Annotated in this window: 21 protein-coding genes; all 21 read right to left on the bottom strand. The window is 43.6% G+C overall.

Annotated elements, in window-relative coordinates:
* Positions 1-608 (bottom strand): helix-turn-helix domain-containing protein (locus FC14_RS10820; protein ID WP_202813008.1); only part of this gene is annotated, 608 nt, incomplete at its 3' end.
* A gap of 247 nt (positions 609-855) precedes the next feature.
* The gene (locus FC14_RS07245) at positions 856-1,587 is read right to left on the bottom strand and encodes a DNA methyltransferase family protein (protein WP_056977054.1); all 732 of its coding nucleotides are present in this window, start codon (positions 1,585-1,587) and stop codon (positions 856-858) included.
* A 3-nt stretch (positions 1,588-1,590) separates the two neighbouring features.
* Positions 1,591-1,866, bottom strand: a complete 276-nt coding sequence (locus FC14_RS11090) for a hypothetical protein (protein WP_338131948.1) — start codon at positions 1,864-1,866, stop codon at positions 1,591-1,593.
* A 99-nt stretch (positions 1,867-1,965) separates the two neighbouring features.
* Positions 1,966-5,985, bottom strand: a complete 4,020-nt coding sequence (locus FC14_RS07240; RefSeq protein WP_338131947.1) for an Eco57I restriction-modification methylase domain-containing protein — start codon at positions 5,983-5,985, stop codon at positions 1,966-1,968.
* A 41-nt stretch (positions 5,986-6,026) separates the two neighbouring features.
* The gene (locus tag FC14_RS07235) at positions 6,027-6,932 is read right to left on the bottom strand and encodes a GIY-YIG nuclease family protein (RefSeq protein ID WP_082618715.1); all 906 of its coding nucleotides are present in this window, start codon (positions 6,930-6,932) and stop codon (positions 6,027-6,029) included.
* A gap of 163 nt (positions 6,933-7,095) precedes the next feature.
* Positions 7,096-7,683, bottom strand: a complete 588-nt coding sequence (locus FC14_RS07230) for a PD-(D/E)XK nuclease family transposase (RefSeq protein ID WP_056977052.1) — start codon at positions 7,681-7,683, stop codon at positions 7,096-7,098.
* A gap of 178 nt (positions 7,684-7,861) precedes the next feature.
* The gene (gene ribF / locus FC14_RS07225) at positions 7,862-8,812 is read right to left on the bottom strand and encodes a riboflavin biosynthesis protein RibF (RefSeq protein WP_056977051.1); all 951 of its coding nucleotides are present in this window, start codon (positions 8,810-8,812) and stop codon (positions 7,862-7,864) included.
* A 10-nt stretch (positions 8,813-8,822) separates the two neighbouring features.
* Positions 8,823-9,734 (bottom strand): tRNA pseudouridine(55) synthase TruB, encoded by a 912-nt coding sequence (truB, locus tag FC14_RS07220; protein ID WP_056977050.1) that lies wholly within the window; start codon positions 9,732-9,734, stop codon positions 8,823-8,825.
* 71 nt (positions 9,735-9,805) lie between these two features.
* Positions 9,806-10,165 (bottom strand): 30S ribosome-binding factor RbfA, encoded by a 360-nt coding sequence (gene rbfA, locus FC14_RS07215; RefSeq protein WP_050611152.1) that lies wholly within the window; start codon positions 10,163-10,165, stop codon positions 9,806-9,808.
* A gap of 17 nt (positions 10,166-10,182) precedes the next feature.
* Positions 10,183-12,414: a translation initiation factor IF-2 gene (infB, locus tag FC14_RS07210; protein ID WP_056977049.1), complete on the bottom strand. Its 2,232-nt coding sequence runs from the start codon at positions 12,412-12,414 to the stop codon at positions 10,183-10,185.
* 56 nt (positions 12,415-12,470) lie between these two features.
* The gene (locus FC14_RS07205; protein ID WP_056977048.1) at positions 12,471-12,773 is read right to left on the bottom strand and encodes a YlxQ-related RNA-binding protein; all 303 of its coding nucleotides are present in this window, start codon (positions 12,771-12,773) and stop codon (positions 12,471-12,473) included.
* The gene (rnpM, locus tag FC14_RS07200; RefSeq protein WP_050611155.1) at positions 12,763-13,062 is read right to left on the bottom strand and encodes an RNase P modulator RnpM; all 300 of its coding nucleotides are present in this window, start codon (positions 13,060-13,062) and stop codon (positions 12,763-12,765) included. Before rnpM ends, FC14_RS07205 begins: the two co-directional genes overlap by 11 nt.
* A gap of 20 nt (positions 13,063-13,082) precedes the next feature.
* The gene (gene nusA, locus FC14_RS07195) at positions 13,083-14,234 is read right to left on the bottom strand and encodes a transcription termination factor NusA (protein ID WP_056977047.1); all 1,152 of its coding nucleotides are present in this window, start codon (positions 14,232-14,234) and stop codon (positions 13,083-13,085) included.
* A 25-nt stretch (positions 14,235-14,259) separates the two neighbouring features.
* A complete protein-coding gene (gene rimP, locus FC14_RS07190; protein WP_050611157.1) occupies positions 14,260-14,733 on the bottom strand; it encodes a ribosome maturation factor RimP in 474 nt (157 codons plus the stop codon).
* A 160-nt stretch (positions 14,734-14,893) separates the two neighbouring features.
* A complete protein-coding gene (locus FC14_RS07185; RefSeq protein ID WP_056977046.1) occupies positions 14,894-19,243 on the bottom strand; it encodes a PolC-type DNA polymerase III in 4,350 nt (1,449 codons plus the stop codon).
* Between the two features lie 72 nt (positions 19,244-19,315).
* Positions 19,316-21,028 (bottom strand): proline--tRNA ligase, encoded by a 1,713-nt coding sequence (locus tag FC14_RS07180; protein WP_056977045.1) that lies wholly within the window; start codon positions 21,026-21,028, stop codon positions 19,316-19,318.
* Between the two features lie 23 nt (positions 21,029-21,051).
* Positions 21,052-22,329 carry an RIP metalloprotease RseP gene (gene rseP, locus FC14_RS07175; protein WP_056977044.1) on the bottom strand — a complete coding sequence of 426 codons (1,278 nt, stop codon included), beginning with the start codon at positions 22,327-22,329 and terminating at the stop codon, positions 21,052-21,054.
* A gap of 13 nt (positions 22,330-22,342) precedes the next feature.
* The gene (locus FC14_RS07170; RefSeq protein ID WP_056977043.1) at positions 22,343-23,134 is read right to left on the bottom strand and encodes a phosphatidate cytidylyltransferase; all 792 of its coding nucleotides are present in this window, start codon (positions 23,132-23,134) and stop codon (positions 22,343-22,345) included.
* A complete protein-coding gene (locus tag FC14_RS07165) occupies positions 23,131-23,913 on the bottom strand; it encodes an isoprenyl transferase (RefSeq protein WP_050611162.1) in 783 nt (260 codons plus the stop codon). The genes FC14_RS07170 and FC14_RS07165 overlap by 4 nt, the downstream gene beginning before the upstream one ends.
* Positions 23,914-24,015: 102 nt before the next feature.
* Positions 24,016-24,570: a ribosome recycling factor gene (gene frr / locus FC14_RS07160; protein WP_056977042.1), complete on the bottom strand. Its 555-nt coding sequence runs from the start codon at positions 24,568-24,570 to the stop codon at positions 24,016-24,018.
* Positions 24,571-24,574: 4 nt separating this feature from the next.
* The gene (gene pyrH, locus FC14_RS07155) at positions 24,575-25,297 is read right to left on the bottom strand and encodes a UMP kinase (protein WP_056977041.1); all 723 of its coding nucleotides are present in this window, start codon (positions 25,295-25,297) and stop codon (positions 24,575-24,577) included.
* Between the last annotated feature and the right edge of the window lie 24 nt (positions 25,298-25,321).

The raw sequence follows: 25,321 nt of genomic DNA, 5'->3' as shown, positions 1-25,321 counted from the left end.
AATTCCTTTTTAACTTCACTATCAATGAACATAGACCGGCGCAATTCTACATTTTGGATTTGATTATAAGGTTGCCTATTCTTTGAATGGAGCTTGTAATAAAGCGACTCCCTTACCATCAATAACTGTTCTCTTTGTTCTGGGGTCACATGGTCAGGTATAGCTCCAAAGCGTTCGGTCATCTCTGCTTCAATCACTTCCGGATCAACCTTAGTATCAACCGTATAGTCATACTTATCAGCTGGTTCTGCTACGGCTTCAACTACTTCTTTACAACCTGTTTCTTCATCATAAAGGTAGCCATCCCTATCCAACGGATCACCCCCTGGTACAAAGCTGATAATCCGCTCGTTTTTATCCAAGGAATTGGCAAGTTCAATGTAACCACACTTAGCCAACTTATTGAGCCAAGCTGAAATTGACCTCACAGTCACGTGATATAAAGCCGCTAAGTGTTGGTTAGAAACCGTAAAGGTTCCTGCCATGCCGCCAAAGGTATATAACTCTCCATAAAGTAATTTCTCGTTAGCAGTTAAGCGTAAATCAAAGCGGACCTTGGCCGGAATTGTAATTGGATAATTAGCTTCTCGTTTTAAAATCTTAATCATATCTAAGTTCCTCGCTTTATTTTCGATTGTGGGTAAAGTTCCCCCTCTATATATATGATTCGCAAAAACTTGCCCAATTAATTCTTTTTTTAGCTAAATTTTTAATAAAAAATTCCTCATAATCTTCACATGTACAACAAAAATCCCTAGATACTGGGCTTTTACTCAGTATCTAGGACCTTACTTATCTCCTTTTATTTTTAAAAAACTTTCCAATCTACAACTAGAGTTTTAAAGGGAATATTAATTATTCATCTGTTAACTTCTTATAAACCTCAGTTATTTTTACCGGTAAGTAATTAACTTTCTTGTCTTCGACATCTTTTTCTGGATCGTAATCCTCATCCAAAAAAGATAGTAAGTCTATATCTTCCGCGACTTCTTTATTAATTTTACCATCAGATTCTTCGTTACCATCTAAAATATCCTGAAATGTATACTCTAAACGTTGTACCTTTTGTCTTGCGTCCTTACGGGCTTTAGGTAATAGTTTCCACTCGCTAAAAATCAACGGTTCCCCACTGGCATTGAGTTTAGTTAAAGCATTGCCTTGAACCATGTTGGCTTGAATAATCACAATAGCACTGTCCAACACCTGTTTATCAGGTTGGCCACCTAACATAAACATGCCCTTATTATAACTCTCGGCAAACTGGCGATACATGCGCATCACCAGTACTTCCATGTTATCTTCCATCAACTCAATTCCATAAAGAGTTGATAAGGCAATCAAGCTCTTATCATTATAATCGTTGATGTTTTTACTTTGCTTTAACGCTACTTCCATCTTGCGCCGCAACAATTCAACCAAAAAGGCTCCTTCACCAGCTGCTGGCTCCAAGAAAGTTGCCGTTAACTCCTCAATTTTAGCTTTGATTTCTGGTTGATCTAGCATTAAGTTAACGGTCTTTAGTGGCGTAAAAACTTCACCTATATTTTTAACTCTATCACTTGATTTAATTATTTTTTCAGATGTCATAGACTACTCCATTGCCTGTACCTTAGTTTCAATAAATTCAATCTCATCAGCTGTTAAGCCATATTTCTTATATAGCTGTTGGTCAATCTCAGACACTGATTTGGTCCAATCTATATCTGAGTTTGGAGTGAAATCTTGAAGTGGAACATACTTCCATGTACTTCTTGGATTGTGCTGGGTAATTTTTAAAATTCCTAGCATTGTACGAGCAAATTTTGTCTTTACGTATTTTAATACATTTTCCGCAACATTCTTATCATCAAAAGATCCAATATTCAAGAAAGTATCAGTAGCTCCGATGAGCGGAGCTCCGATGAGCGGTGTACTTAATACTTCACCTAGTGCACCACTGCCATTTCCTTCTGGAATAAGAATTTTCTATTTATTTATGTATTTATTATCTAATACATACTCTTTCTTTAAATATCTATACACTCTCTTTCCATTTACTCTCCCGTAAAATTTAAAGTATTCTTTTTCATCTAATACTTCTTCTGGAAATGCTTCGACAAGTTTTTCGAAAACATTGGATACAATCATGTTTCTTGTACCTTTACCTAATTTATTAGATGCATCAGGGTAATCATCGAAAAATTTCGGCGAAAATCGATAACTGCCACGCGGAGAAACAATCTGACTAAATGATTCTTCCCCTAATTTCTTTACCTTCTTAACAATTGAATTTAACTCTGCAAAGCTAGTAAATACTCCAATTTTCCCAAAATCCTTTTGGGAATCTCTTAAAGTAATAGCAATCCCCCCTTTAATGTCTGTACGAGGGAAAATTTTATCACTATTTTGCACATACAAAATCACCTTCAAATGCTTATCATTTAGTATTTTTTGATTCCATTTCTTAGGTGTTTGACCTGCATTGAATAAAAAACGACCTGGTGTAATTAAAGTTACAAGATCTGATAATTCATACGCTAAATCCATAAATTTATGATAAATTGGCTCATCTCGCGTACTTGCTCCATTTGCTTCTTCTTGATATGGTGGGTTTCCAATTACTACATCAAATTTCATATCGTTAAATTTACTCCTAACTTCTTTGGCGGCTTGACTGACACTAGCCTTTGACTTGTTGACAATGTCCTCAATATATTCAATGTTGGTTTCCATATCTTGGTAACCAACTAAAGTCCGTTGGGTGATATGTTTAGCCATTGGGGTTTTAGCAATCACAAAGATGTTTTCGCGTAAAACCTGTTGCCAGATAAACAGTTCATCCTCGGAGCTAAATTTACCCCCGGTTTGTTCATTCATTACTTGGAAACGTTGATAATATAATGAAATGGCGGCGTACAAAGGATAAAGGCCAGTTTTAGAATTAATCTCTAAGATTTTAGACTGGCTATTAGGGCCAAATAATTCATCGGTATAATTCTTCTTTATCCAGTGGGCTGCATCTTTACCGTCGATTGTGGTGGCTTGATATTTATCATCATAAAATGAGTAACCACCTAAAGTTTCACCTAGCTGTAAGTTCACCACCCGCCAAGGAGTTAATACCGTTTCTTTATCGGGATTGCGGAAAGTGCCAAAGATTAGGGCTAGTTCAGCAGCCCGCGCGATTGGGTCTAATTTATCTAAGCGTTTGACCTTGTGGCGGATTATTCGACCAGCCTCAATAAATACATCTTGGTCATAGTATTTAGCAAACTTCATAAACAGTTCTTTTGTGACCTTGTCAGGCATAAACTCTTGCCAAGAAACATCGTCCACTAATTTGACAAACTTCTTCATGTTGACATTTTCGTTAATGTCAATGTCCATTCCGTAGATTAAAAGAGGAATCCTAATTGAAATTGACCGCAAGATGGAAATCAAGTTTTTCCGTTGTTTCTTTAGTTCATTCATTTTTTCAAGCGCTGCTATTTCCTCTGGTGTTCGTTGTCTCGGCGGCTTTCTCTTAGCCTTTTCTGCCTTATCATACTCCTCGTCCGTTAGACCTTGATTATTAACATTAATTTTAGTGCTGGTTTTTTCCTTCTTAGTTTTCCCTACTAAAGCTTTTAAATCATTAAAGTCTTTTAGGTCTGCTTGGTCAAGCATTAATAACTCATCCGAATAAAGTGAATCATCATCAAAACCTGACTGAACCGCCTTTTGGGCGTAAACCCGCTTGATTTTGGCAAGCAGTGTATCGACTTCAAAGCGTTTCATTTGATTACCACTTTTACCGATAATCGGCATAAAGTTAAGTAACTTTTTCATTTGCTCTTTTTGTACGTTAGAGGTCCGCTTACCAACCCCCGTATTTAACCGAGTTGATTCAGCCATGACCGTCAAGGCCCGGTCTGGAGCAAAATCGAAAATATAACACTCTTCTTTTCTCCCCAAGTGTTCATCAACAAATGGAGTCTGCGCTCTAAAAGCCGCCTGTAAGTATTGAGTTGCGCTGTTAGTATTTGAAAGAAATACAACCCCCGTCCATTCGGGCACATTCACTCCAGTTGTCAATTTTCTAACTGTTAAAGTGATTGTCTTCGTTTGTGCGGGGTTAGGTCCAATGGCGCTTCGAACACTTTCAAGGTCACTTTCCTTTGCATCTTGAACATTATCACTTTGATCATTTTTAACAACATTTACAACCTCGTAATCCATGAATACAGGGTTAGCTTTCAATAGTGTTTCTAAAGCATTTGCTTCTTTTACTCCGGGCAGAATCCACAAGGTATGACGCAAATTGTTCCTAAACTCTTTGGTTGAAAATGGGTAATTATTTTTACTGTTAGGGCTGGTAATATTTACTAAGAACTGCTTTACATCAGCTTCGTGAATAAATTTACCATCCTTATCTACTCGGAAAAATTCCTTAAAATTAAAGGACTTATCTAGTAAATCTCGGTAGTTAATCGCCTTAAACTGTTCACCAATATCAAAAGTATACATTGATACTTTCGGTAAACTTGCATATGGATTTGGCTTTTGTGGGTTTGTTTCTTCCCACTTGTATTTAGCCTCTTGTTCCATGACGTAGTCCCAAGTATAGACTTGTTCTTCTTCATATTGATCTAAAATATTAAAAGGAGTCCCTGATAAGCCTAGCAATTTGGTATGATCCTTTTTCACACCACTAATCACGCTTTGGGCTAAAGGCGTTTGCGTTCCTTCGTGTGCTTCGTCGATGATAACTAGGTCCCAATCAATCATGGTAAAGACTTCATTCTTATCCTTTTTTCCGCCAAAAATCCTTGAACCACGTAAATCTTGAATGCTGGCAAAGTAAATAAAGGGTTTGGTTGTCAAGGCTAAGTTTTCAATCGCTTCGCCCTTAGTTTTAGAACCGTAAATATATCCGGCCGGACCCATTTCCATCTTGTTAAAATCATCAAACCAACTATCTTTGACAACAGGACGGTGAGTCATAATCAAGACCTTTTGGAATTGCTCTTCTTTAATTAGTTTAAGCGCCGTTAAGGTCTTGCCAAAACGCATCTTGGCGTTCCATAGCATGGTATCTTTAGTCTTAAAGACTTTTCTTGTTTGCTTAACAGCTTGGGCTTGCTCTGGACGGAGCTTGATTTTTGGTTGAGCTACTTGCGGTAGTTCATCAACCTTTAATGATTTCCGTCCTTCCTTTACCGCCTTAATGGCAGCTTTAGCAGTATCTAGCTTAACTAAAAACCATTCATCTCCCGCTAATTTAGGATTTTGTTTAATTCCTGAACGTTTCAGAACTTGATGAACTTCCTTATCGCTAAAGAAGCGTTTTTCTTTTCTACTATATGCCAATTCGGCCCATTCAAGGCTTGAAGTAACTCCAGCGGTTTTCATATACTGATTGATTCGCTTTTGAGCAGCCTCCCTTAAATCCTCACTATTAGCTTGCAGGTTTACTTCTTGTTCAGAAATAGTGGCTTCACCGATTTTTTCACTTCCTTGATATGCCGGCCAATCTTCTAAATTCTTAACAGTTTGAATGTAAATTAACTTTCTACCAAAAGTAACATAATCAGTTTGTAAGACCGGTTCAACAAAAGGGCGAACTAATTTTCTTTGGTTTGGGGCATAATTAGTTACAAACCAAACTAACAGTAAATAAACGTTTCTTAAGGTGGTTAAAGCTACCTCCTTATCATACTCATTCAATGTGTGAGCCGCTGAATTACCACTAGCTTTTAAGGAATAAAAAATGTCCAGTGCATCCTTCGTAATTAAATTTTCTTCCTTAATTTTTTGCAAATAATCATTGAAGTTTGCCCGTGGCTTCATTTTTATGTAAGCTAAGTCAATGATTACCTGAGCCAAGCGTTCAACAATTTTTCGTACATTAGCAATCACTTCGGTATAGTTACCTTGTCCGTATAACTTCTCGCACTTAATTGCAAGTGGAGCAATCTCTGCCGTATCTAGACCGTCCTTTAAAAATTCAAAATTACTTTTTACCATAATCCTATTCCTTCCCACTCATTCTTGAATTTATTTTGTCATTACGCTAGAACTTCCCCTAACTCACGCCCGTTACCATCTTTCCAAGCCTTGCGTCCATTGATTGAATAGCCGACCACAAACTTAGCCGCCGTTGAAGCACTTTTAAAAGAAATATCCTCGGTTAACCTATTAGCCTTAATCTTACCTTGCTTTACAGCTGTCTTTCTCATTTTTTTCAACTTATCTGGCAGAGATTTCGTAACTTCTTTACTAATAACCGAGCCGACCGTTACAATGTAGTCACCATTAGTATCTACAATGCACTTGGCATTAACCCCTTTTTCTTTTAAGTAAAATATGTACCGGGCTTGTTTTAACTTTGTTAGTGGTTCAGTTACTTTCTTCGGTATAGCCGTTTGACTACTATTAGTTGGAAGATTAGCTTTAATCCGTTTAGGATTATTTTCAGTTGTAAATAATTTGTAGCCTAATACTTCTGTAATCTGCTTAATATCAAGAATAATATTTTCTAGCGTTTCCTCTGTTGCGGCGCTCAATACCGAATTACTTGGTTCATTTCTGTTCTTAAGTAGGTAATTTTTATGGGCAGCAATTAAGTCGTACAACCTATTTTCTAAATACTTGATTCTAGCTTTATCTAAATCACCTTTCTTAGATGAAACGAAAACCAATGCTTCATCCCACAAATAATTATCCTTGTCTGGCGTATGTTGACTTAGGCGTTTATAAACATCTTCAGCTTCCCCAACATAAACAAACTTCTCCCTAGCATCTTTTCCAAAAAGTAGATAGATTCCAGGTGTAGCAATATAATCCAACTCTGCGCTTAAGCCAAGTTTATCCTTAGGAATCTTATAAGTGATACTACTTTTATACATTTCTGATATAATGTACCTTCCGTCAGCGCTACCATCAATTAAATTAATCTCCAGTGTTCTTCCCATAACCTTATATCTCTTCCAACAAATTTATATTCTTCTTTATTTTATCCTACAAACTTAGTTACCACAACGCTAGATTACAGCTATAATTTGCTCATTAAAAAGTCCCTTAAGTATATAACATACCTAAAGGACTATGATTCTATTCGAAAGGCTTTAACTATTCCTAGCCCCGTTCTTCTTTTTCCATCGCCCGCTGATAATAACTTTCCGCTTGGGCTTGGCTTAGGTCCATCTTCTTCATCAAGATGTTGATGACGGCTTGGCAATCATTGGTCAGGGCCACTAGGTCGGGGATGAGTTTGATGATGGCTTCATCGGTCCCTTGCTTGCGACCTTCTTTGCAACCTTCTTTAATCCCGGCCTTTTTACCACGGCGTTCACCAATCTTGATACCAACTTTTCTGCCTTCGTCACTGACGCCTGCCCAATTCCCACTGGCATTTAAAATCAGCGTGTGGGTTCCATCATTTAGGTGGTTACCTTGCCTTGAGACCATTTCGTAATGGGTGATGGCCTGGTCGGCGTCGGTGAAACTGGCGGGACATAAAAAAATGAAGTAGGTCGCCTTTAAGGCTTGATATTCTTCACCAGCCGTCAGCATGTGGTTGACCATCAAGGCGTGATAATACTTGGACCGCTGGGCAACGTTGTGCTCGTTGGTCATCTGCAACTCGATGTCAAATTGGTTGCCGTAAGCATCGGTAAAGTCGGCCTGGGCCAGTTTTTGACGGATTTTTTGCTTACTTACCATTTGCTTCTCCTTTATTATATAAAATTTGGAGGGCAAGGAGAATAATTTACCCTTCATTATGGATATACGCAAAAAAACCGGCGATTAATTTAAAATAGTTGCAATTTTTTAAGCCCAAATAAATAAGCACCGGCAATCACGTTACTAAGGCGTGGTTTGCCAGTGCTTGGGCTAGCTGCTATTTTTTCACTTGGGCAAAGTATTGGCGGACGGCGGCTTCGTCGGCCTTGAGTTGGTCGATCAGTTCGGCAACCGAAGCGAATTTGACCATTGGCCGCAACCAGTGGTACCAAGCAACCGTGGCCTCCTGGCCGTAGACGTCCTTAGCGAAGTCAAGCAGGTAGATTTCGACCGTCAGATCAAAGTTGTCCCCAAAGGTTTCGTTATAGCCAACCGAGGCCATCCCTAGGTAGGTTTGCCCTAAAAGTTCGACTTGGGTGGCATAAACCCCCGGCGCGGGCAGGTGCTGGCTGGGATCAATTTCAAGGTTGATAGTCGGAAAGCCGATGGTCCGCCCCCGGGCAAAGCCGTGGACGACTAGCCCCTTGGTTTGGAAGGGGTAGCCTAAGAGCTCGTTGGCCTGGTCAACTTGGCCTTGGTTTAGGTAGGCGCGGATGGCAGTTGAACCAACCTTGCTGGTGCTAGCGGCCAAGACTAGGTGGTCAACTGCCACGATGTCAAACCGCCCCTTAGCAAAGCTGGGGAGAGTCTCCATGTTGGCTAACTCCTTTTTGCCGTAGGTATAGTCTTGGCCGGCTACGACTACCTGGGCGGACAGACCGACCATGTACTTGTCCACGAATTCTTGCGGCCCCATAGAAGCTAAGTGCTCATCGAAGGTCACCACGTAGGCGATGTCGGCGCCTAACTGTTCAAACAGCTCCAACTTGCGCGCAAGTAAGGTGAGATACAAGGCCGGCTTAGGGTGGGGCTGATACATTAACTTGGGCTGGCGGTCAAAGGTCATCACCGCTAACTTTAACCCGCGCTCACGGGCAATTTTTTTAGCGGTCTTAATTACCTTTTGGTGGCCTAAATGAACCCCGTCAAAAAAGCCCAGGGCTAAGGCGCTCGGCTCCTTGGGCAGTTGGCTAGACTGGTAAGGTTCGCTTAACTTAATAATTTCCACGATGTTCACCTCAACTTAAATCAATCATTTGCTCCGGTTGGTAGCGGGCCTTTGGCTCGTTATACTTGTAGACCGCCCGGGCTTTGCCTTGATACATCAAGACCAACTTAGGAACAACTTGCCCGCCATTAACGTAGCTAGGCGCTAGGAAACCCCCGTTTTTTACAAAGGTCCACTGTTTTTCACTTAGCTCATGGTGGGCAAAAGCTCCTAGGGCGTGGTCAATTGGCGCTAGGGCTTGGGCTAGCTGGTCTGCACTTAGGCTCTCAAGTTGGGCTAGACTAACGGCTTGGCCGATCATAAAGCCACCACTTTTTAAGCGGGTTAAATCTGACATCACCGCCGGTACCCCGAGCTTTTTACCCAGGTCAACAGCCAAGGTTCTGACATAGGTTCCCTTGCCACAACCAACCTCAAAGAAAATGGTTTGCTGGCCACTTTTTTCATCAAAGCTACTTGGCTTGGTTTGCTTGAAGTAGTCGACATGAATTTGGCGTTTAGGCCGCACAACTTCCTCGCCCTTTCTGGCGTAGTCATAAAGGCGGCGACCGTTAACCTTGATGGCCGAGTACATGGGCGGAATCTGAATTAAATCCCCACACAAAGCCTGCATGGCCTGGTCAATTTCTTGGTCACTAAAAGGGCGGACCAAGCGTTGTTGCTCAACAACTGCCCCGTCTAAATCCTCGGTTTCAGTCGCAAAGCCCAGGATGATTTGGCCCATGTAAACCTTGCCCGAATCCATCAGGTAGTTAACAACCTTGGTGGCTTTTCCCACACAGATAGGTAAAACCCCGTCCACATTGGGGTCAAGCGTGCCGCTGTGACCAACCCGCCTGGTCTTGAAAAGCTTACGGCACTTAAAGACCGCGTCGTTACTGGTCATGCCCCGCTCTTTATATAAAGCTAATATTCCGTCCATAAAATCCCTCTCAGTTTGTAATTTAGTTCCATTATAAAAGGGAGTTTACACTTCTGCAAACTCCCTTTGGCCTAGAAGCGGTCTTCTTGGCGTAATTTGTTTAATAATTCGTCGATATGGTCGCCATAACGCACTGATTTATCCTGTTCAAATTTCAACTCGGGGGTCACGTAAATTGTCAAACGTTTGCCCAGTTCGCCCCGGATTAAACCGGAAGCCTTGTCGAGTCCCTGTTGGGTCTTCTTAGCGTCTGAAGCTAAATCCGACAAGATACTATAATAAATCGTGGCGTGTTGTAAGTCACCCGTAACATCAACGCCGGTAATGGTTACCCCACTCACACGCGGATCTCTGACCCGTTTTTTTAAGATATCATTTACCTCGCGTTGAATTTCTTGGGCTAGGCGGCCGACCCGAAAGTTCTGTGCCATCTCAATTCCCCTTTTCCTTAGTCGACTGGAACTTCTTCCATGATGTAGGCTTCGATTTGATCGCCGACCTTAATATCGTTATACTTTTCAATCATTAAGCCACATTCAAAGCCTTGTTTAACCTGCTTAACGTCATCTTTGAAGCGTTTCAAGGAAGCGAGCTTACCTTCGTAAATAACGATTCCGTCCCGAATCAAGCGGACGCCTGAATCACGTTGGATGTAACCATCTGTGACGTAACCACCACCGATGGTTCCAAGCTTAGACACCTTGTAAGTTTCCCTGATTTCCACTTGGCCAGTAACCTTTTCTTCGTAAACTGGTTCAAGCATCCCCTTCATCGCCGTTTCAATTTCGTCGATAGCCTTGTAGATAACGTTGTGTAACCGAATATCGACCTTGTCTGCTTCGGCTTGGACCTTAGCTTGAGGAGTTGGGCGGACGTTAAAGCCGACGATAATGGCGTTAGAAGCTTCAGCTAAGGTAACGTCACTTTCGTTAATGGCCCCAACGGCTTGGTGGATGATGTTAACCCTTACCCCTTCAACTTCAATCTTATTGAAGGATTGGGCAATGGCTTCAACAGACCCTTGCACGTCGGCCTTAATAATGACCGCAACTTCTTTCATGTCACCTTGCTTCAAGGTATCGAACAAGTTGTCCAAAGTAACGTGGTTCTTTTGGCTTCTTTCCTTCATCAAGGCCCGTTTTGCCCGTTCTTCCCCGGCAGCTCTAGCCGTCTTTTCGTCTTCAAAGACTAAGAAGCGGTCCCCAGAAACTGGGACGTCGTTTAAACCAGTGATTTCAACTGGGGTCGCTGGGGTTGCCTTCTTGATATCATGGCCCCGTGCGTCAAGCATGGTCCGCACCCGGCCGAAGGTATTTCCGACTACGATTGGGTCGCCGACATGTAAGGTCCCGTGTTGAACTAAGAGGGTAGCAACTGAACCCTTCCCCTTATCCAAGCGGGCTTCGATTACGGAACCAGCTGCCCGTTGGTCTGGGTTAGCCTTTAATTCTAGGATTTCTGCTTCTAATAAAATCATGTCGAGCAGTTCGTCTAAGTTCTTGTTAAACTTAGCAGAAATTTCAACGAAGATGGTATCGCCACCCCAGGCTTCTGGAATCAATTCGTATTCGGATAATTGTTCCATGACGTGGTTAGGGTTAGCCCCTGGCTTATCAATCTTGTTAACTGCTACAATGATTGGCACCCCGGCAGCCTTAGCGTGGTTAATGGCTTCGACTGTTTGTGGCATTACCCCGTCATCGGCCGCAACCACTAAGACGGTAATATCGGTAATGTTAGCACCACGAGCCCGCATATCAGTAAAGGCAGCGTGGCCTGGTGTATCTAAGAAGGTGATAATCTTATCGTTATGTCTTACTTGGTAAGCCCCAATGTGTTGGGTAATTCCCCCAGCTTCACCTGCGGTAATGTGGGAGTGACGTAACTTATCCAACAAGGTAGTCTTCCCGTGGTCAACGTGACCCATGATGGTCACAACCGGTGGCCGCGGTTGTAAGTTGTCCGTACTTTGAGCTTCTTCTTCAAAGAACTTGTCGATGTCAGCAACATCGACTTCAACTTTTTCTTCTGCTTCGATACCGTAGTCGGCAGCTAGTAATTCAATTGTATCCTTATCAAGGGATTGGTTTTGGTTAACTATTACCCCCATCATAAAGAGCTTCTTGATAATTTCAGCTGGTTCTCTGTGAATTTTCTTCGCAATATCGGCTACGTTCATCCCCACCGTGTAAACAAGCACTTCTGGCAACGGCTTGTTCTTTCTTGCTGGCACAGCTGGCTTTGTGTTCTTGTTTCTATTATTCCGGTTGTTCTTCTTATTGTTACGGTTGTTTTTCTTACCGTTAAAGCGATTATTGTTGTTATTGTTGCGTTGCTTCTTGTTATTGTTCGAAGCATTACCGCCCTTGTTTGTTTGTTTCTTTTTGTCCATATTCTTCCCTGAATGCCTTTCGTTAGTTTTCGCGGCTGACTTAGCCTGGTCAACATTTTGGGAGTGGGGCTTTTTTGTGTGGGCCTGCTTTACTTCAGGCTGCGACTGCGTTTTGGTGGTTGGTTTAGCTTGTTTACTAAATGCCGCGCGTAACTGCCGTTCTTCGTTTTCACCTACCGTCGACATGTGACTCTTGGTTGGAAAACCCTTTTCTTGTGCTAACTTAACTAGTTCCTTACTTGCAACGTTAAGCTCCTTAGCTATTTCATAAATATGTTTTTTACGCATACATTCCGCCTCCTTGGAAAGTCGACTAACCTTAGGCCTAGGTTAGTCTAACTTACCTAGGCTAAAAGTTGTCGCATCTTTTTGCTAAAACCAAGATCAGTGACCGCAATCAACGAGCGCTTTTGCCCGATTGCAATGCTTAACTCCAACTGGCTAAAGTCACTACTTAAAGCCACGCCATAGGAGTGACACTTGTCACTAATCTTCTTGTGGGTACTTTGCCCCCCGTCACTGGCGATAAAAACCAGGTAGGCTTTCTTAGCCCTAACCTGCTTTAACACTAATTGTTCGCCAGTCACTAACTTGTTTGCTCTTTGAGCTAATCCCAATAAATTTAAAACTTTCTGCCTATTTTCCATTTCCAAATAACTCTTGTCTTGCCACCTGGTGGTCAACATAAGCAACTAATTCATCATAAAACTCCGGCTTGATTTTGATGCCAAAAGCCTTGTCAAAGGTCCGTTCTGCTTGAGCTTTCTTAGCGATTGCGACGTCTAAGAAAATGTAAGCACCCCGCCCAGCCTTCTTACCGGTTGGGTCGATGCTAACTTCGTTTTCCTTGTTTTTCACAATCCGAACGAGTTCTTTTTTAGGCTTCATTTCTCCGGTCACAATGTCTTTTCTCATTGGTACCTTTCTTTGTGCCATGTCTATCACCCTTTCAAAAATTATTCTTCGTCTAAATCACTGGCTGGTGCTGCTAACTCTGGGTCAACTGCATCTACCGTTTCTTCTGAATCACTAGCTTCCTTTGCTGGTGCCTGTGCTAACTGGGCTTGTAATTCTTCGTAGTCAGATTCTGACTTGATGTCAATCTTGAAGCCAGTTAAACGGGCAGCTAGGCGCGCATTTTGTCCCCGCTTACCGATTGCAAGTGAAAGTTGGTTGTCAGGCACAACCACCGTACAAGCCCGGTCGTTTTCAGGGTCAAAGTGAACAGCCACTACTTCGGCTGGGTTTAGGGCGTTGGCAATAAATTCAGCGTTGTCTTTACGCCATTCAACGATGTCCATGTTTTCACCCTTAAGTTCGTTAACGATGGCTTGAACCCGTTCCCCCTTAGGTCCCACGCAAGTTCCGACTGGGTCAACGTTGTCGCTATGTGAACGAACTGCGACCTTAGCCCGGTCCCCGGCTTCACGGGCGATTGAAACAATTTCCACGGTTCCATCAAAGATTTCAGGAATTTCTTGTTCGAATAACCGCCGTAATAAGTCTGGGTGGGAACGGCTAACGTAAACTTGGGGACCCTTGGCAGAGTTTTCTACCTTGTAAATGTACACCTTAATCTTATCGTGTGGTGAGTACTTTTCGCCAGGAATTTGATCTTGGTGGGAGAGCACGGCTTCGACTTTACCAAGGTTAACGTAGATGTAACGACTATCGTGGCGTTCTACTTCCCCAGTAACGATTTCCTTTTCATATTCAATGTATTGGTTGTAAATATTAGTCCGTTCTTCTTCGCGAACCCGTTGCATTACCACTTGCTTGGCAGTTTGAGCAGCAATCCGGCCGAAGTCCTTAGGGGTCACTTCAAATCTAATGGTGTCCCCAATTTCATAGGCCTTATTGATGTCTAAAGCATCCTTTAAGCTTACTTCCAAGCGGGAGTCAAAGACTTCGTTAACTACTTCTTTAACCGCATAAACCTTGATGTTACCCCGGGTCCGGTCAAATTCAACTTCAACGTTGTGGGCTTGCCCGTAGTTGCGCTTGTAAGCAGATACCAAAGCTTGTTCTAAAGCTTCAATCACTACTTCTTTTTTCACACCTTTTTCAACTTCAAGTGCATCCAATGCATTTAGCAATTCCTTACTCATTATTTCTACTCCTTAAAATTAAAATCTAAAATTTAATGGCTAAGCGAGCCTTAGCAACTTGTTTACGTGGAATAATTACTTCTTTTTGCCGCGTCTTATCCATATATTCAAGGGTTAATTCGTCAGCAGTCACCTTTCTTAAATAGCCTTCATAAACCTTGTGACCATTAAGTTGTTGGTACAAAGAAACATTAACATACTTATCAACAGCCCGCATGTAATCTGCTTCTTTCTTTAAGGGCCGTTCTGCCCCTGGAGAAGAAACTTCTAAATAATAGGCTTGTGGAATAGGATCTGGGTCGCAGTTATCAAGCTGCTCCCCTAGTTCGTCACTGATTAACACACATTCGTCAATGGTAATTCCGCCTGGCTTATCGATGAAAACACGCAAGTACCAGCTCTTACCTTCCTTAACAAATTCAACATCTACTAATTCAAAGTGATGACTGGCTAAAATTGGTTCAACCAAGTCAGTTACTGTCTCCACAACGCTACTCACACGTTTACCTCCTTAAAGCTTTTAGGCACTAAAAATCTTATTCCAATAAAAAGAGTGAGCATCACTGCCCACTCATACAGAGTATTTATGTTATTAGTATAGCATGTTTTTCTTACTCTTTCAAACATTATTGAAAAGCAGGTAAAACTTTTCACTTGGCTTAGAAAAGATTTTCGAACAGGTCTAACTGGTTAGAATCAGGCAGGTCGTCTAAGACGTTATTAACCGTCATAAACTCAATCAAACTGCTGGAAACCTTGCCCCGCTTAGACAAGTCTTCCTTAGATAAAAACTCGCCTTCCTCTCTGGCGGCCACGATTTGCTTAGCTACGTTTAACCCTAGACCAGGAATGGCTGTAAACGGTGCTAATAAGTCATCACCGTCAATTAGCCAGTCGGAAGCGGCCGAACGTTTTAGGTCGACCATCTTAAACTTATGTCCCCGCTCTAGCATTTCATTAGCTAATTCAAGCACGGTTAAGAGGTTCTTTTCCTTAGCCGAAGCTTCATTACCCTTATCGTTGATTTCTTTCATCCTGGCTTTCACAGTTTCCTTACCATGAACCATCGCCACTAAGTCAAAGTCGTCGGCCCGCACTGAGAAGTAAGCTGAATAATAAACCAGTGGGAAGTAAACCTTAAAGTAGGCAATCCGCAAGGCCATTAAAACGTAGGCGGCGGCGTGGGCCTTAGGGAACATGTACTTGATTTTCAAGCAAGCCCCGATATACCACTCTTCGACGTTGGCCTCCCGCATTTGGGCTTGCCAATCGTCAGGAATCCCCTTACCTTTCCGCACGCTTTCCATAATCTTAAAGGCAATGTCGGATTCAACCCCATAGTGAATCAAGTCCATCATGATGTCGTCCCGACAACCGATAACCTTCGCCATGGTAATCGTGCCGCTCTTAATCAATTCTTCCGCGTTACCTAACCACACGTCCGTCCCGTGTGACAAACCAGAAATCTTGAGGAGTTCTGCAAAGGTGGCTGGGTGGGTTTCCTCTAACATCCCCCGTACAAAGCGGGTCCCAAATTCGGGTACCCCTAGCGTCCCAATCTTTGATTGAATCTGCTCGGGCGTCACCCCTAAGGACTCGGTCCCAGAAAAGAGCGCCATTACCCCGGGGTCATCGGTAGGAATCGTCTTAGGATCAATCCCCGATAAATCTTGCAACATCCGGATCATGGTCGGGTCATCATGACCTAAGATATCAAGTTTCAAGATGTTATCGTGAATCGAGTGGAAATCAAAGTGGGTCGTCCGCCAAGCCGCCGTCAAATCATCGGCTGGGTACTGAATCGGGGTAAAGTCGTAAATTTCCATCGTGTCTGGCACAACCAAAATTCCGGCCGGGTGTTGGCCGGTAGTCCGCTTGACCCCGGTTGCCCCCTTAGCCAGGCGGTCGACTTCGGCGGTGTTAAAGACCTGCTCGGTATCGCGTTCGTAGGCCTTAACGTAACCATAAGCCGTCTTATCGGCCACGGTGCCAATCGTTCCGGCCCGGTAAACGTTGTTTTCACCAAACAAGACCTTGGTGTAGTTATGGGCGATAGGCTGGTAGTCTCCGGAGAAGTTCAAATCGATATCAGGCACCTTATTTCCCTTAAAGCCCAGGAAGGTTTCAAAGGGGATATCCTGCCCGTCTTTAATTAAGAGTGTCTGACAGTTAGGACAATTCTTATCCGGTAAGTCGTAACCTGACCCGTACTCACCCTTAGTATAAAACTCCGAGTACTGGCAGTTAGGACAGCGGTAGTGAGGTGGCAGGGGGTTAACCTCCGTAATCCCGGTCATGGTGGCCACTAAACTAGAACCAACCGACCCCCGTGACCCTACCAGGTAACCATCCTTGTTGGACTTGTACACCAATTTTTGCGAAATTAGGTAGATAACGGCAAACCCGTTACCAATGATTGATTTTAATTCCTTATCAACCCGGGCTTGCACTAAGTCTGGCAGGGGATCACCATAAAGCTCCTTGGCCTTATTAATGGTCAAATCCCTTATCTGCTCGTTAGCTCCCGGCATGTTAGGCGTATACAGCTTGTCTTTAACCGGCGAAATTTCTTCGCACCAAGAAACCACCTCGTTAGGCGCAGTTACAACTACTTCCTTAGCTAACTCTTCGCCTAAAAAAGCAAAATCAGCTAGCATCTCGTCGGTAGTCCTAAAGTGGGCGTCAGGCAATTTCTTCAACCGGTTCAGTCTGTTTGCCCCCCCTTGGGAGTGGATTAAAATCTTGCGGTAAATGGCGTCTTCTGGATTCAAGAAGTGGACGTCACCACTAGCAACTACCGGGATGTTTAACTCATGCCCGAGTTTAACCATGTTTTGAATGATTTCTTCTAACTGGGCGTTATCTTTAACTAACTCTTTTTCCAGCAAGGGTTCGTATAAGGCCTTGGGTTGGATTTCCAGATAGTCGTAGGCCTGGGCCTTTTGGCGGGCAATCGCATAGCCTTTTTGCATCATAGCCGTAAAGACTTCCCCGTCCGCACAGGCCGACCCCACGATTAAACCTTCCCGGTACTTAGCCAAGACCGAGCGGGGAATTCTTGGCACCCGGTAAAAATACTGGGTCATCCCCTCCGAGGCCAGTTTAAAGAGGTTCTTTAAGCCGGCCTGGGTTTTAGCGATAATCGTCGCGTGGAAGGGGTGTTCATTTTTGTAGGCATCATGTTCACCCATATGGTCATTGAGTTGGTCGTGGAACTTAATATCATAGTTAGCCTCCGCGTCCTTTAGCATCGCATAGTAAATATAACCGGTTGCTTCGGCATCGTAAATCGCCCGGTGGTGGTGTTCTAATTGTACGTTGAGCTTTCTAGCCAGCGTATCCAGGGTAAACCGCTTCATTTCCGGGTATAAAAACCGTCCTAAAGGTAAGGTATCAATCCAGGGTTGGCTGATTTCTGGTAAGTGGTGGCGGCTATAGCCCGTATTCATGAAGTCCACGTCAAAGGTAGCATTGTGCCCTACAATCACACAACCCTCACAGAAGGTTTGGAACAGTTTAAAGACTCCTTCTTCAGTTTTAGAGCCCTTAACCATTTCATCGGTAATACTGGTCAACTCGATGGTCGTCTTAGAGAGGGGGTGACCTGGGTCAATGAATTCTTCGAAGCGGTCGATAACTTCGCCGTCCTTCATTTTAACGGCGGCTAGTTCAATCACCTTATCGTAATTAGCCGATAACCCGGTTGTTTCCGTATCGAAGATGACGTAGGTCGCACTCTTTAGGTCGACTTTGGCTTCATTATAAGCAATCGGGGTCCCATCTTCGACTAGGTTAGCTTCCACCCCATATAAGATCTTGACCCCGTGCTTTTGGCCAGCACTATGGGCTTCCGGAAAGGCCTGGAGGGTCCCGTGATCCGTGATGGCGATTGCCTTTTGGCCCCACTTAGCCGCTTGGGCCACGTAATCAGAGATGCTATTAGTTGCATCCATCATACTCATATTGGAATGAAGGTGTAATTCAGCACGCTTTTCATCTGCAGGCGCACTATCTACTCGCTTAGCGTGTTTAACCTCCTGTAAGTCATAGGCGTTAACCGTCAGGTCGTGGATGAAGCTATCTTCCTGCACGCTACCACGAATCCTGACCCACATACCGGTTTTAAAGGCCGCAAAGAAGGCCTTATCCCCATCGGTCCGCGAAAATTTCTTAACGATAAATGAGGAGGTATAATCCGTCACCTTTAAGGTTAACAATTGGCGTTCCGACTTAAATTCCCGGACTTCCTTGTCAAAGACATAGCCTTCAATTACCACCGACCGCTCTTCTTCCGTAATTTCTACCATTGGTCGAATTGGCAGGTCGGAACTAATAGCCTTGCCCATGAGTAGCAGGCCTTCGCCGGTAACCGGAGCAGGTTCTTGTTTGTTCTGCTTCTTCTTGGCATTTTGCTTTTGAATGGCTTCGACCGCCCGCTTAGTTAGCTCCGCGTCACTTAGGGCCTGCTTTTGTTTGAATTCCTCAATTTTGGCCTGACTCTTGGTTTCGTCTAATAACACATTCAAATTAAACTTGGGAAAACCTAGGTTTTGGTAAGTCGCCTCAATCTTTCCCAGAGCTTCATTTTTTAAGAAGTTTTGCAACAACTCATTTTCGGCTAGTAAAACCACCCGCTTACCATCTACATACGGGGGCTTATTCTTAGCCAAACTTACTTGCAAGGGCGAATTTAGCCCACTATTTTGGGCAACCCATTGCCAGTAGTCACCTAACTTACCGGCCTCTAGTTGCTCGCTAGTGGTCCGAAATGCCAGGCTTACACTCGCAATTTCCTTAAAGGCTAACTCGATGTGGTTTTTTAAATCGATAAAGGTTGCATAAGGCAAGACCGCCTCTAAGCCGATATAAAAATCCCACCGGCGTGATTTAGTGTGAACCACGACTTTATCAATCACAGCCCCTTCAAAATAGCTTTGCTCACTTTCATTGGGCTGCCACTTAATTTGTTCAAGTAATTTTTCAAATAACTCTGCTTTTGTGAGTGCCACTTGTTTATCCTTTCTTGACCAAAAACACCTAGTGCCATGAACTTCATTGCCGCTAGGTGTTTTACTTAGTTATTAGTCGGCATTATTTGCCAATAAAATATTGAGTGTGTTTAACAACTCATCTTGTTTAATTTCAATGGTTTCGCCACTTTGACGTAACTTGATTTCGACAATGCCTTCGCTGGCCTTCTTACCAACGGTAATCCGCACTGGCAAACCAATCAAGTCAGAGTCGGCAAATTTGACCCCTGGCCGTTCGTTACGGTCGTCTACCAAGACACTGTAACCAGCTGCTTCTAAGGTGGCAGTCAATTCTTGGGCTAGCTTAGCCTGCTCTGCTTTTTTCATGTTGATTGGCACAACGTGAATATCAAATGGGGCGATTTCCTTAGGCCAAATCATTCCGTGTTCATCGCAGTGTTGTTCCACAATCGCTGACAGCAAGCGTGAAACCCCAATCCCATAGCATCCCATGATGATTGGCTTTTGGCGCCCATTTTCATCAAGAATTTGGGCATCCATTGCTTCTGTATACCGAGTCCCTAGCTTAAAGATGTGCCCAATTTCAATTCCGCGGGTAAACTTCAAAGTACCTTGGCCATCAGGACTGAGTTCGCCTTCGTTAACCGTCCGTAAATCAACAAATTCATCGACTTTAAAGTCACGGTTCAAGTTAACATTAATATAGTGATATCCATCTTCATTAGCACCAACACTTGCATTAGCCATGGCCTTAACGTCTAAGTCAGCCAAGACTTGTAAGTCTTCAGAAATACCGACCGGTCCAAGTGAACCAAAGTCAGCTCCTAAGTAATGCTTAGCTTCATCATTTGTAGCTGGACGTAAGCGGTCAGCGCCCAAGAAGTTAGTCAACTTAACTTCGTTTAGCTGATCATTACCGCGAAGTAATACTACCACTAGCTTGTCATCAGCCACGTAAAGTAAGGTCTTGATTGTATTTTCAGGCTTAGTCTTTAAGAAGGCCGCCACTTCGTCAATCGTCTTGCAGTCTGGTGTTTCCACCTTGGTCAATTCCTTAGGAATCTCATGGGATGGTTGCAAGGTCCGCTTGTTTTGGGCCATTTCTAAGTTAGCCGCATAGTCACTACCATCGGAGTAAACAACCGTATCTTCACCGATAGGGGCAATCGCCATAAATTCCTTGGAGTCATTTCCGCCCATGGCGCCAGCGTCCCCGATAATGCTACGGTAATTTAACCCCACCCGGTCAAAGATGTTTTGGTAAGCCACATCCATATCCCGGTAAACCTTATCTAAGCTGTCCATGTCAGCGTGGAAGGAGTAGGCATCCTTCATCAAGAATTCCCGGCCCCGCAGCAAACCAAAGCGAGGCCGATTTTCGTCCCGATACTTCATTTGAATTTGGTATAAAGTAAGGGGCAGTTTCTTATAGGACTTGATTGCATCCTTAACAATCGTGGTCATAGTTTCTTCATGGGTAGGTCCGAGGATAAAATCTCTTTCGTGCCGGTCCTTTAACTTAAACAAGTTAGGTCCATACGATTCATAGCGCCCAGATTCTTGCCATAATTCAGCCGGTAGTACTGCCGGGGTCAACATTTCCACCGCGTCAATTTTATCCATTTCTTCCCTAATGATTTGCTCTAACTTAAGCAAGACCTTGTGTGCCAACGGTAGGTAGGAATACATCCCAGCAGAAATTTGCTTGATGTAGCCCGCCCGCAACATTAGTTGGTGGCTAATGGCTTCCGCGTCACTAGGCACTTCCTTTAAAGTTGGAATTAACATCTTTGATTGTTTCACAATTATCATTCCTTATCTAAGTATTAATGCAAGAAATAACGCGCAATATCATTCCACGTTACCAGCACCATTAAAATTAACAAGAAGGCAAAGCCCGCCACAGTTACAATCATTTCCTTGTTAGGGTCTAGCGGCTTGCCCCTAATTGCTTCAATTATATTTAATAAAATCTTACCCCCGTCTAAGGCCGGAATCGGCAAGAGGTTGAAAATTCCCAGGTTAATCGACAACAGCCCCAGCAGCATAATCACACTTGCTAAGCCGTAATGGGCCGCCTGCGAAGTAAAGCTGTACATGGCTACTGGTCCGCCTAACTGGTCAAGGTTAAAGCCCTTAGTAACCATATTTTTTAAGGCGGCTAAGACTTGGATCGTTACCTGCCAGCTTTCCTTAAAGCCGTAACCAATAATCGCTAGCGGACTGCGGTTAACGGTCAGCTTGCTGGTAATGCCAATCAAGCCCACCTTTTGGCCGTTGACCTGGGTAGCCTTAGGCGTTAATTCAAACTTAAGCCGCGTGGACTGGCGCTTTACAACCACCGTTGTTTTTTTACCGGGCCGCTCACTAATCGTTTGGGCTAACTTAGTCCAGTCGTTAGTCTTGACTCCGGCTACTTCCACGAGCTGATCACCAGCCTTAATTCCCGCTTGGTGGGCCACCGAATTAGGCTGCACGCTGGCAATCGTGTTGGTCATAGTTTTAACCCCACCCTGGAGGACTGCCACCAAGGCAAAGGCTACAATCGCTAAGATAAAGTTATTAAATGGTCCCGCAAAGTTAGTCAGCATCCGACTTACCAGCGGAGCGGATTGGAACTGCACGTCCCGCGGGGCAATTTGAACCTCGGTGCCATCGTGTTCTACTAAGAGGGCATCGTGGTCAACTTCGTAGCATTTAAGTTCATCTTCGTTGCCATTTTCATAACCACTAATGTAAAGCTCATCGACCAAGTCCCAGTCGGCTAACTCTAGGCCAATGCCCCCCATTAAGCTTACCTTTTGACTGGTATTAATCTTACTTACCTTGCCATTTTCACCTAAAATTAGGCTTACCACCATGCCCTTTTTTAACTCCTCGCTGTCTTCTTCTAGACCAGCCATCCGGACGTAGCCCCCTAAAGGTAGGATGCGCAGCGTATAAGTGGTTCCCGACTTGCGGTAGGCAAAAAGCTTAGGCCCCATTCCAATCGCAAATTCACGCACCAAAATCCCTGACCGTTTAGCCAAGGTATAATGCCCAAACTCATGAACAAAGACAATGGTTCCAAAAACAAGCACAAAGGCTAGAATGGTTACAATCATTTCCCCCACCCCACTAAATTAAACCAGTAAAGTGCATTAAGGGCAGAACAAATAAGAGTGAATCGAACCGATCTAAAATACCACCGTGCCCCGGCAAAATGTTACCAGAGTCCTTGACCCCGTAGTAGCGTTTGAAGGCCGATTCAACTAAATCGCCTAATTGGCCCCCAACTGAGTAAAGTAAAGTTAACCCAATCATGGTCACAGAGTCATAGGCATGTAATTCAGGGAAGAAGTAAAGGTAGCAGCTCACAACCACGACGGCCACTAAACTTCCCCCGATTGAACCTTCCCAGGTCTTATTAGGACTGATGTGGGGAGCCAACTTATGCTTACCTAACTTGCGTCCAATCATATAAGCCCCACTATCGGTTAACCAAACGATTAATAAGGCGTATAAGAGCATCCACAAGCTAACCGCCCGGGCATGCATCATGTAGCCAAAGCCAATCCCGGCATAAACACTACCTAAAATTAAAACCCCGGCATCGTCAAATGAAAAGCGGTTCTTAGAAAAGACCGTGTATAACAATAAACACAGACTAAAGAAGTAAAACATCCCTAAGTTAGTCACCTGTTCCGGAATAAAATCCAACCAGGTCTTAGGAATTAACAGGCTGGCCATCGCCAAAAAGCCAATGATTGCTTCGGGCGAAACCAGTAACTTTTTTTTCATCCGTAAAAATTCTGACATTCCGATTAAGCCCATTGCCACCACTAATAAATTAAATGGTGTCCCCCCTAAAATTAAGAGGGGGATAAAAATAATCAAGGCAACAATGGCGGTAATCACGCGTTGCTTCATTTTTCTTCCTCCGTTACACCCCCAAAGCGCCGGTCGCGACTTTGGTAAGTTTTAATATCCTGATACAAATTAGCCGGTTGATAATCGGGCCAAAGCGTCTCCGTAAAGACTAACTCGCTGTAAGCTAGCTGCCACAATAAGAAATTGGAAATGCGCTCTTCCCCACTGGTCCGAATAATTAGCTCTGGATCGCAGTAAGGGGCAAGCTTGCCGGTCATTAAAGCACGACTGATGGTCTGTTCATCGATTGCTTCCACTTCTAAGCTACCGGATTTTACTTGTTGACTAAGCTCTTTTACGGCCGTCACAATTTCAGCCCGGCTCCCATAGTTTAAAGCAAAGTTTAAGACCATCCCGGTATTGTCCTTAGTCTGTTCAATCGCATCTAAGACGGCTTTTTTTGTCTTGGCCGGCAGTTGTTCCACGTAACCCATTACGTTAACCCGCACATTTTGTTCAATTAATTCAGGCACGAACTTGTTGAAAAACTTGACCGGTAAGTCCATTAAAAAGCTGACCTCATCATCCGGGCGCTTCCAATTTTCAGTCGAAAAGGCGTATAAAGTCAAGACCTTGACCCCAAGGTCACTAGCCGCCCGTGTTATCTCCCTGACCACATCCATCCCTTGCCGGTGGCCTGCAATCCTAGGCAGGTGGCGGCGCTTAGCCCAGCGCCCGTTTCCATCCATGATAATGGCGATATGATTGGGAATTTTGCTTTCATCCAGCTCGATTTGTTCAGCTTCATCATTATTATTCTTGAATAATTTGGTAAACAAAAATTTTCCTCCCTGGCCTTCGCTAATAATTGCCCTAATTGTAGCAAAAAATTGATAACGAGACAAAAAATAGCTTTCTTGTCTCGTTACCAATCAGTAGCTTTAGCCTTGTAAAACTTCTTTTTCCTTATCAGCCGTAATTGCTTCGATGTTCTTAATGGAAGCATCCGTTAATTTTTGGGCTTGGTTTTCAAGGTCCCGCAAATCATCTTCGGTTAAGTCGCCATTCTTTTGGGCCTTCTTTAAGGCATCCATCATATCCCGGCGAACATTTCTCACGGCTACCTTAGCCTTTTCAGAAGTAGCCTTAACTTCCTTAGCCAATTCTTTGCGGCGTTCTTCGGTTAATTGTGGAATTACCAACCGAATAGCAGTTCCATCATTGGCTGGAGTTAAACCTAAATCTGAAGCTAATAAGGCGTGTTCAACGTCCTTTAGTGAGGACTTGTCATAAGGGGTTACCAATAAGACCCGTGCTTCTGGAACAGAAATTTGTGCCATTTGGTTTAAAGGTGTGGGTACCCCATAGTATTCAACGTTAATCCGGTTTAATAAACTAGCATTAGCACGACCAGCCCGAATATTACCTAATTCACGTTGTAAAACTTCTTCGGCTTTGGTCATCTTAGCTTGATGTGCTTCTAAAATCTTGTCCATTAAATTACTTCCCTTCTACCGTTGTCCCGATGTTTTCACCTTCGACAACGCGCTTAATGTTTCCATGTTCATTCATATTGAAGACGACTAGCGGAATATCATTATCCATTGAAAGTGAAGAAGCAGTGGTATCCATTACCCGCAAGCCCTTGTTAATCACTTCCATATGAGTTAGACGTTCAAACTTAACTGCTTCTTGGTTAGTCTTAGGATCGGCTGAGTAAACTCCGTCTACCCCGTTTTTAGCCATTAAAATTACGTCCGCGTTAATTTCTGAAGCCCGTAAAGCGGCTGTGGTATCAGTTGAGAAATAAGGGGAACCTGTTCCGGCAGCAAAGATTACAATCCGGCCCTTTTCTAAGTGGCGGACTGCCTTTCTTCTGATGTATGGTTCAGCAATTTGCCGCATTTCGATTGAAGTTTGTACCCGGGTTGGGACCCCAATCGTTTCTAAGTTATCTTGCAAAGCTAAGGCATTCATTACGGTCCCTAACATCCCGATATAATCGGCTTGGGCCCGTTCCATCCCCATTTGCGCACCGGCTTCACCACGCCACATGTTACCACCACCGACAACGATGGCAATTTCAACACCAAGGTCGTGAACTTCCTTGATTTCTTCGGCAACCTTTCTAATTTCAGGCGGGTTAATCCCATGGCCTTGCGCTCCTGCCAAAGCTTCACCGCTTAACTTCATTACAACACGCTTGTATTTTATTTCAGACATGTTAATCCTGCTATACAAAATGTG

This window comes from Ligilactobacillus agilis DSM 20509, from assembly GCF_001436215.1.
GTDB classification, from domain to species: domain Bacteria; phylum Bacillota; class Bacilli; order Lactobacillales; family Lactobacillaceae; genus Ligilactobacillus; species Ligilactobacillus agilis.
Note: the sequence above shows the minus strand (reverse complement) of the source record. Positions and strands in the feature narration are given on the sequence as shown.

Coding starts and splice junctions, on each gene's coding strand:
- FC14_RS07245 (WP_056977054.1), bottom strand. CDS start 1,587: ATGACATCTGAAAAAATAATTAAATCAAGTGATAGAGTTAAAAATATA.
- FC14_RS07240 (WP_338131947.1), bottom strand. CDS start 5,985: ATGGTAAAAAGTAATTTTGAATTTTTAAAGGACGGTCTAGATACGGCA.
- FC14_RS07235 (WP_082618715.1), bottom strand. CDS start 6,932: ATGGGAAGAACACTGGAGATTAATTTAATTGATGGTAGCGCTGACGGA.
- FC14_RS07230 (WP_056977052.1), bottom strand. CDS start 7,683: ATGGTAAGTAAGCAAAAAATCCGTCAAAAACTGGCCCAGGCCGACTTT.
- truB (WP_056977050.1), bottom strand. CDS start 9,734: ATGGACGGAATATTAGCTTTATATAAAGAGCGGGGCATGACCAGTAAC.
- rbfA (WP_050611152.1), bottom strand. CDS start 10,165: ATGGCACAGAACTTTCGGGTCGGCCGCCTAGCCCAAGAAATTCAACGC.
- infB (WP_056977049.1), bottom strand. CDS start 12,414: ATGCGTAAAAAACATATTTATGAAATAGCTAAGGAGCTTAACGTTGCA.
- FC14_RS07205 (WP_056977048.1), bottom strand. CDS start 12,773: ATGGAAAATAGGCAGAAAGTTTTAAATTTATTGGGATTAGCTCAAAGA.
- rnpM (WP_050611155.1), bottom strand. CDS start 13,062: ATGGCACAAAGAAAGGTACCAATGAGAAAAGACATTGTGACCGGAGAA.
- nusA (WP_056977047.1), bottom strand. CDS start 14,234: ATGAGTAAGGAATTGCTAAATGCATTGGATGCACTTGAAGTTGAAAAA.
- rseP (WP_056977044.1), bottom strand. CDS start 22,329: ATGATTGTAACCATTCTAGCCTTTGTGCTTGTTTTTGGAACCATTGTC.
- FC14_RS07170 (WP_056977043.1), bottom strand. CDS start 23,134: ATGAAGCAACGCGTGATTACCGCCATTGTTGCCTTGATTATTTTTATC.
- frr (WP_056977042.1), bottom strand. CDS start 24,570: ATGGACAAGATTTTAGAAGCACATCAAGCTAAGATGACCAAAGCCGAA.
- pyrH (WP_056977041.1), bottom strand. CDS start 25,297: ATGTCTGAAATAAAATACAAGCGTGTTGTAATGAAGTTAAGCGGTGAA.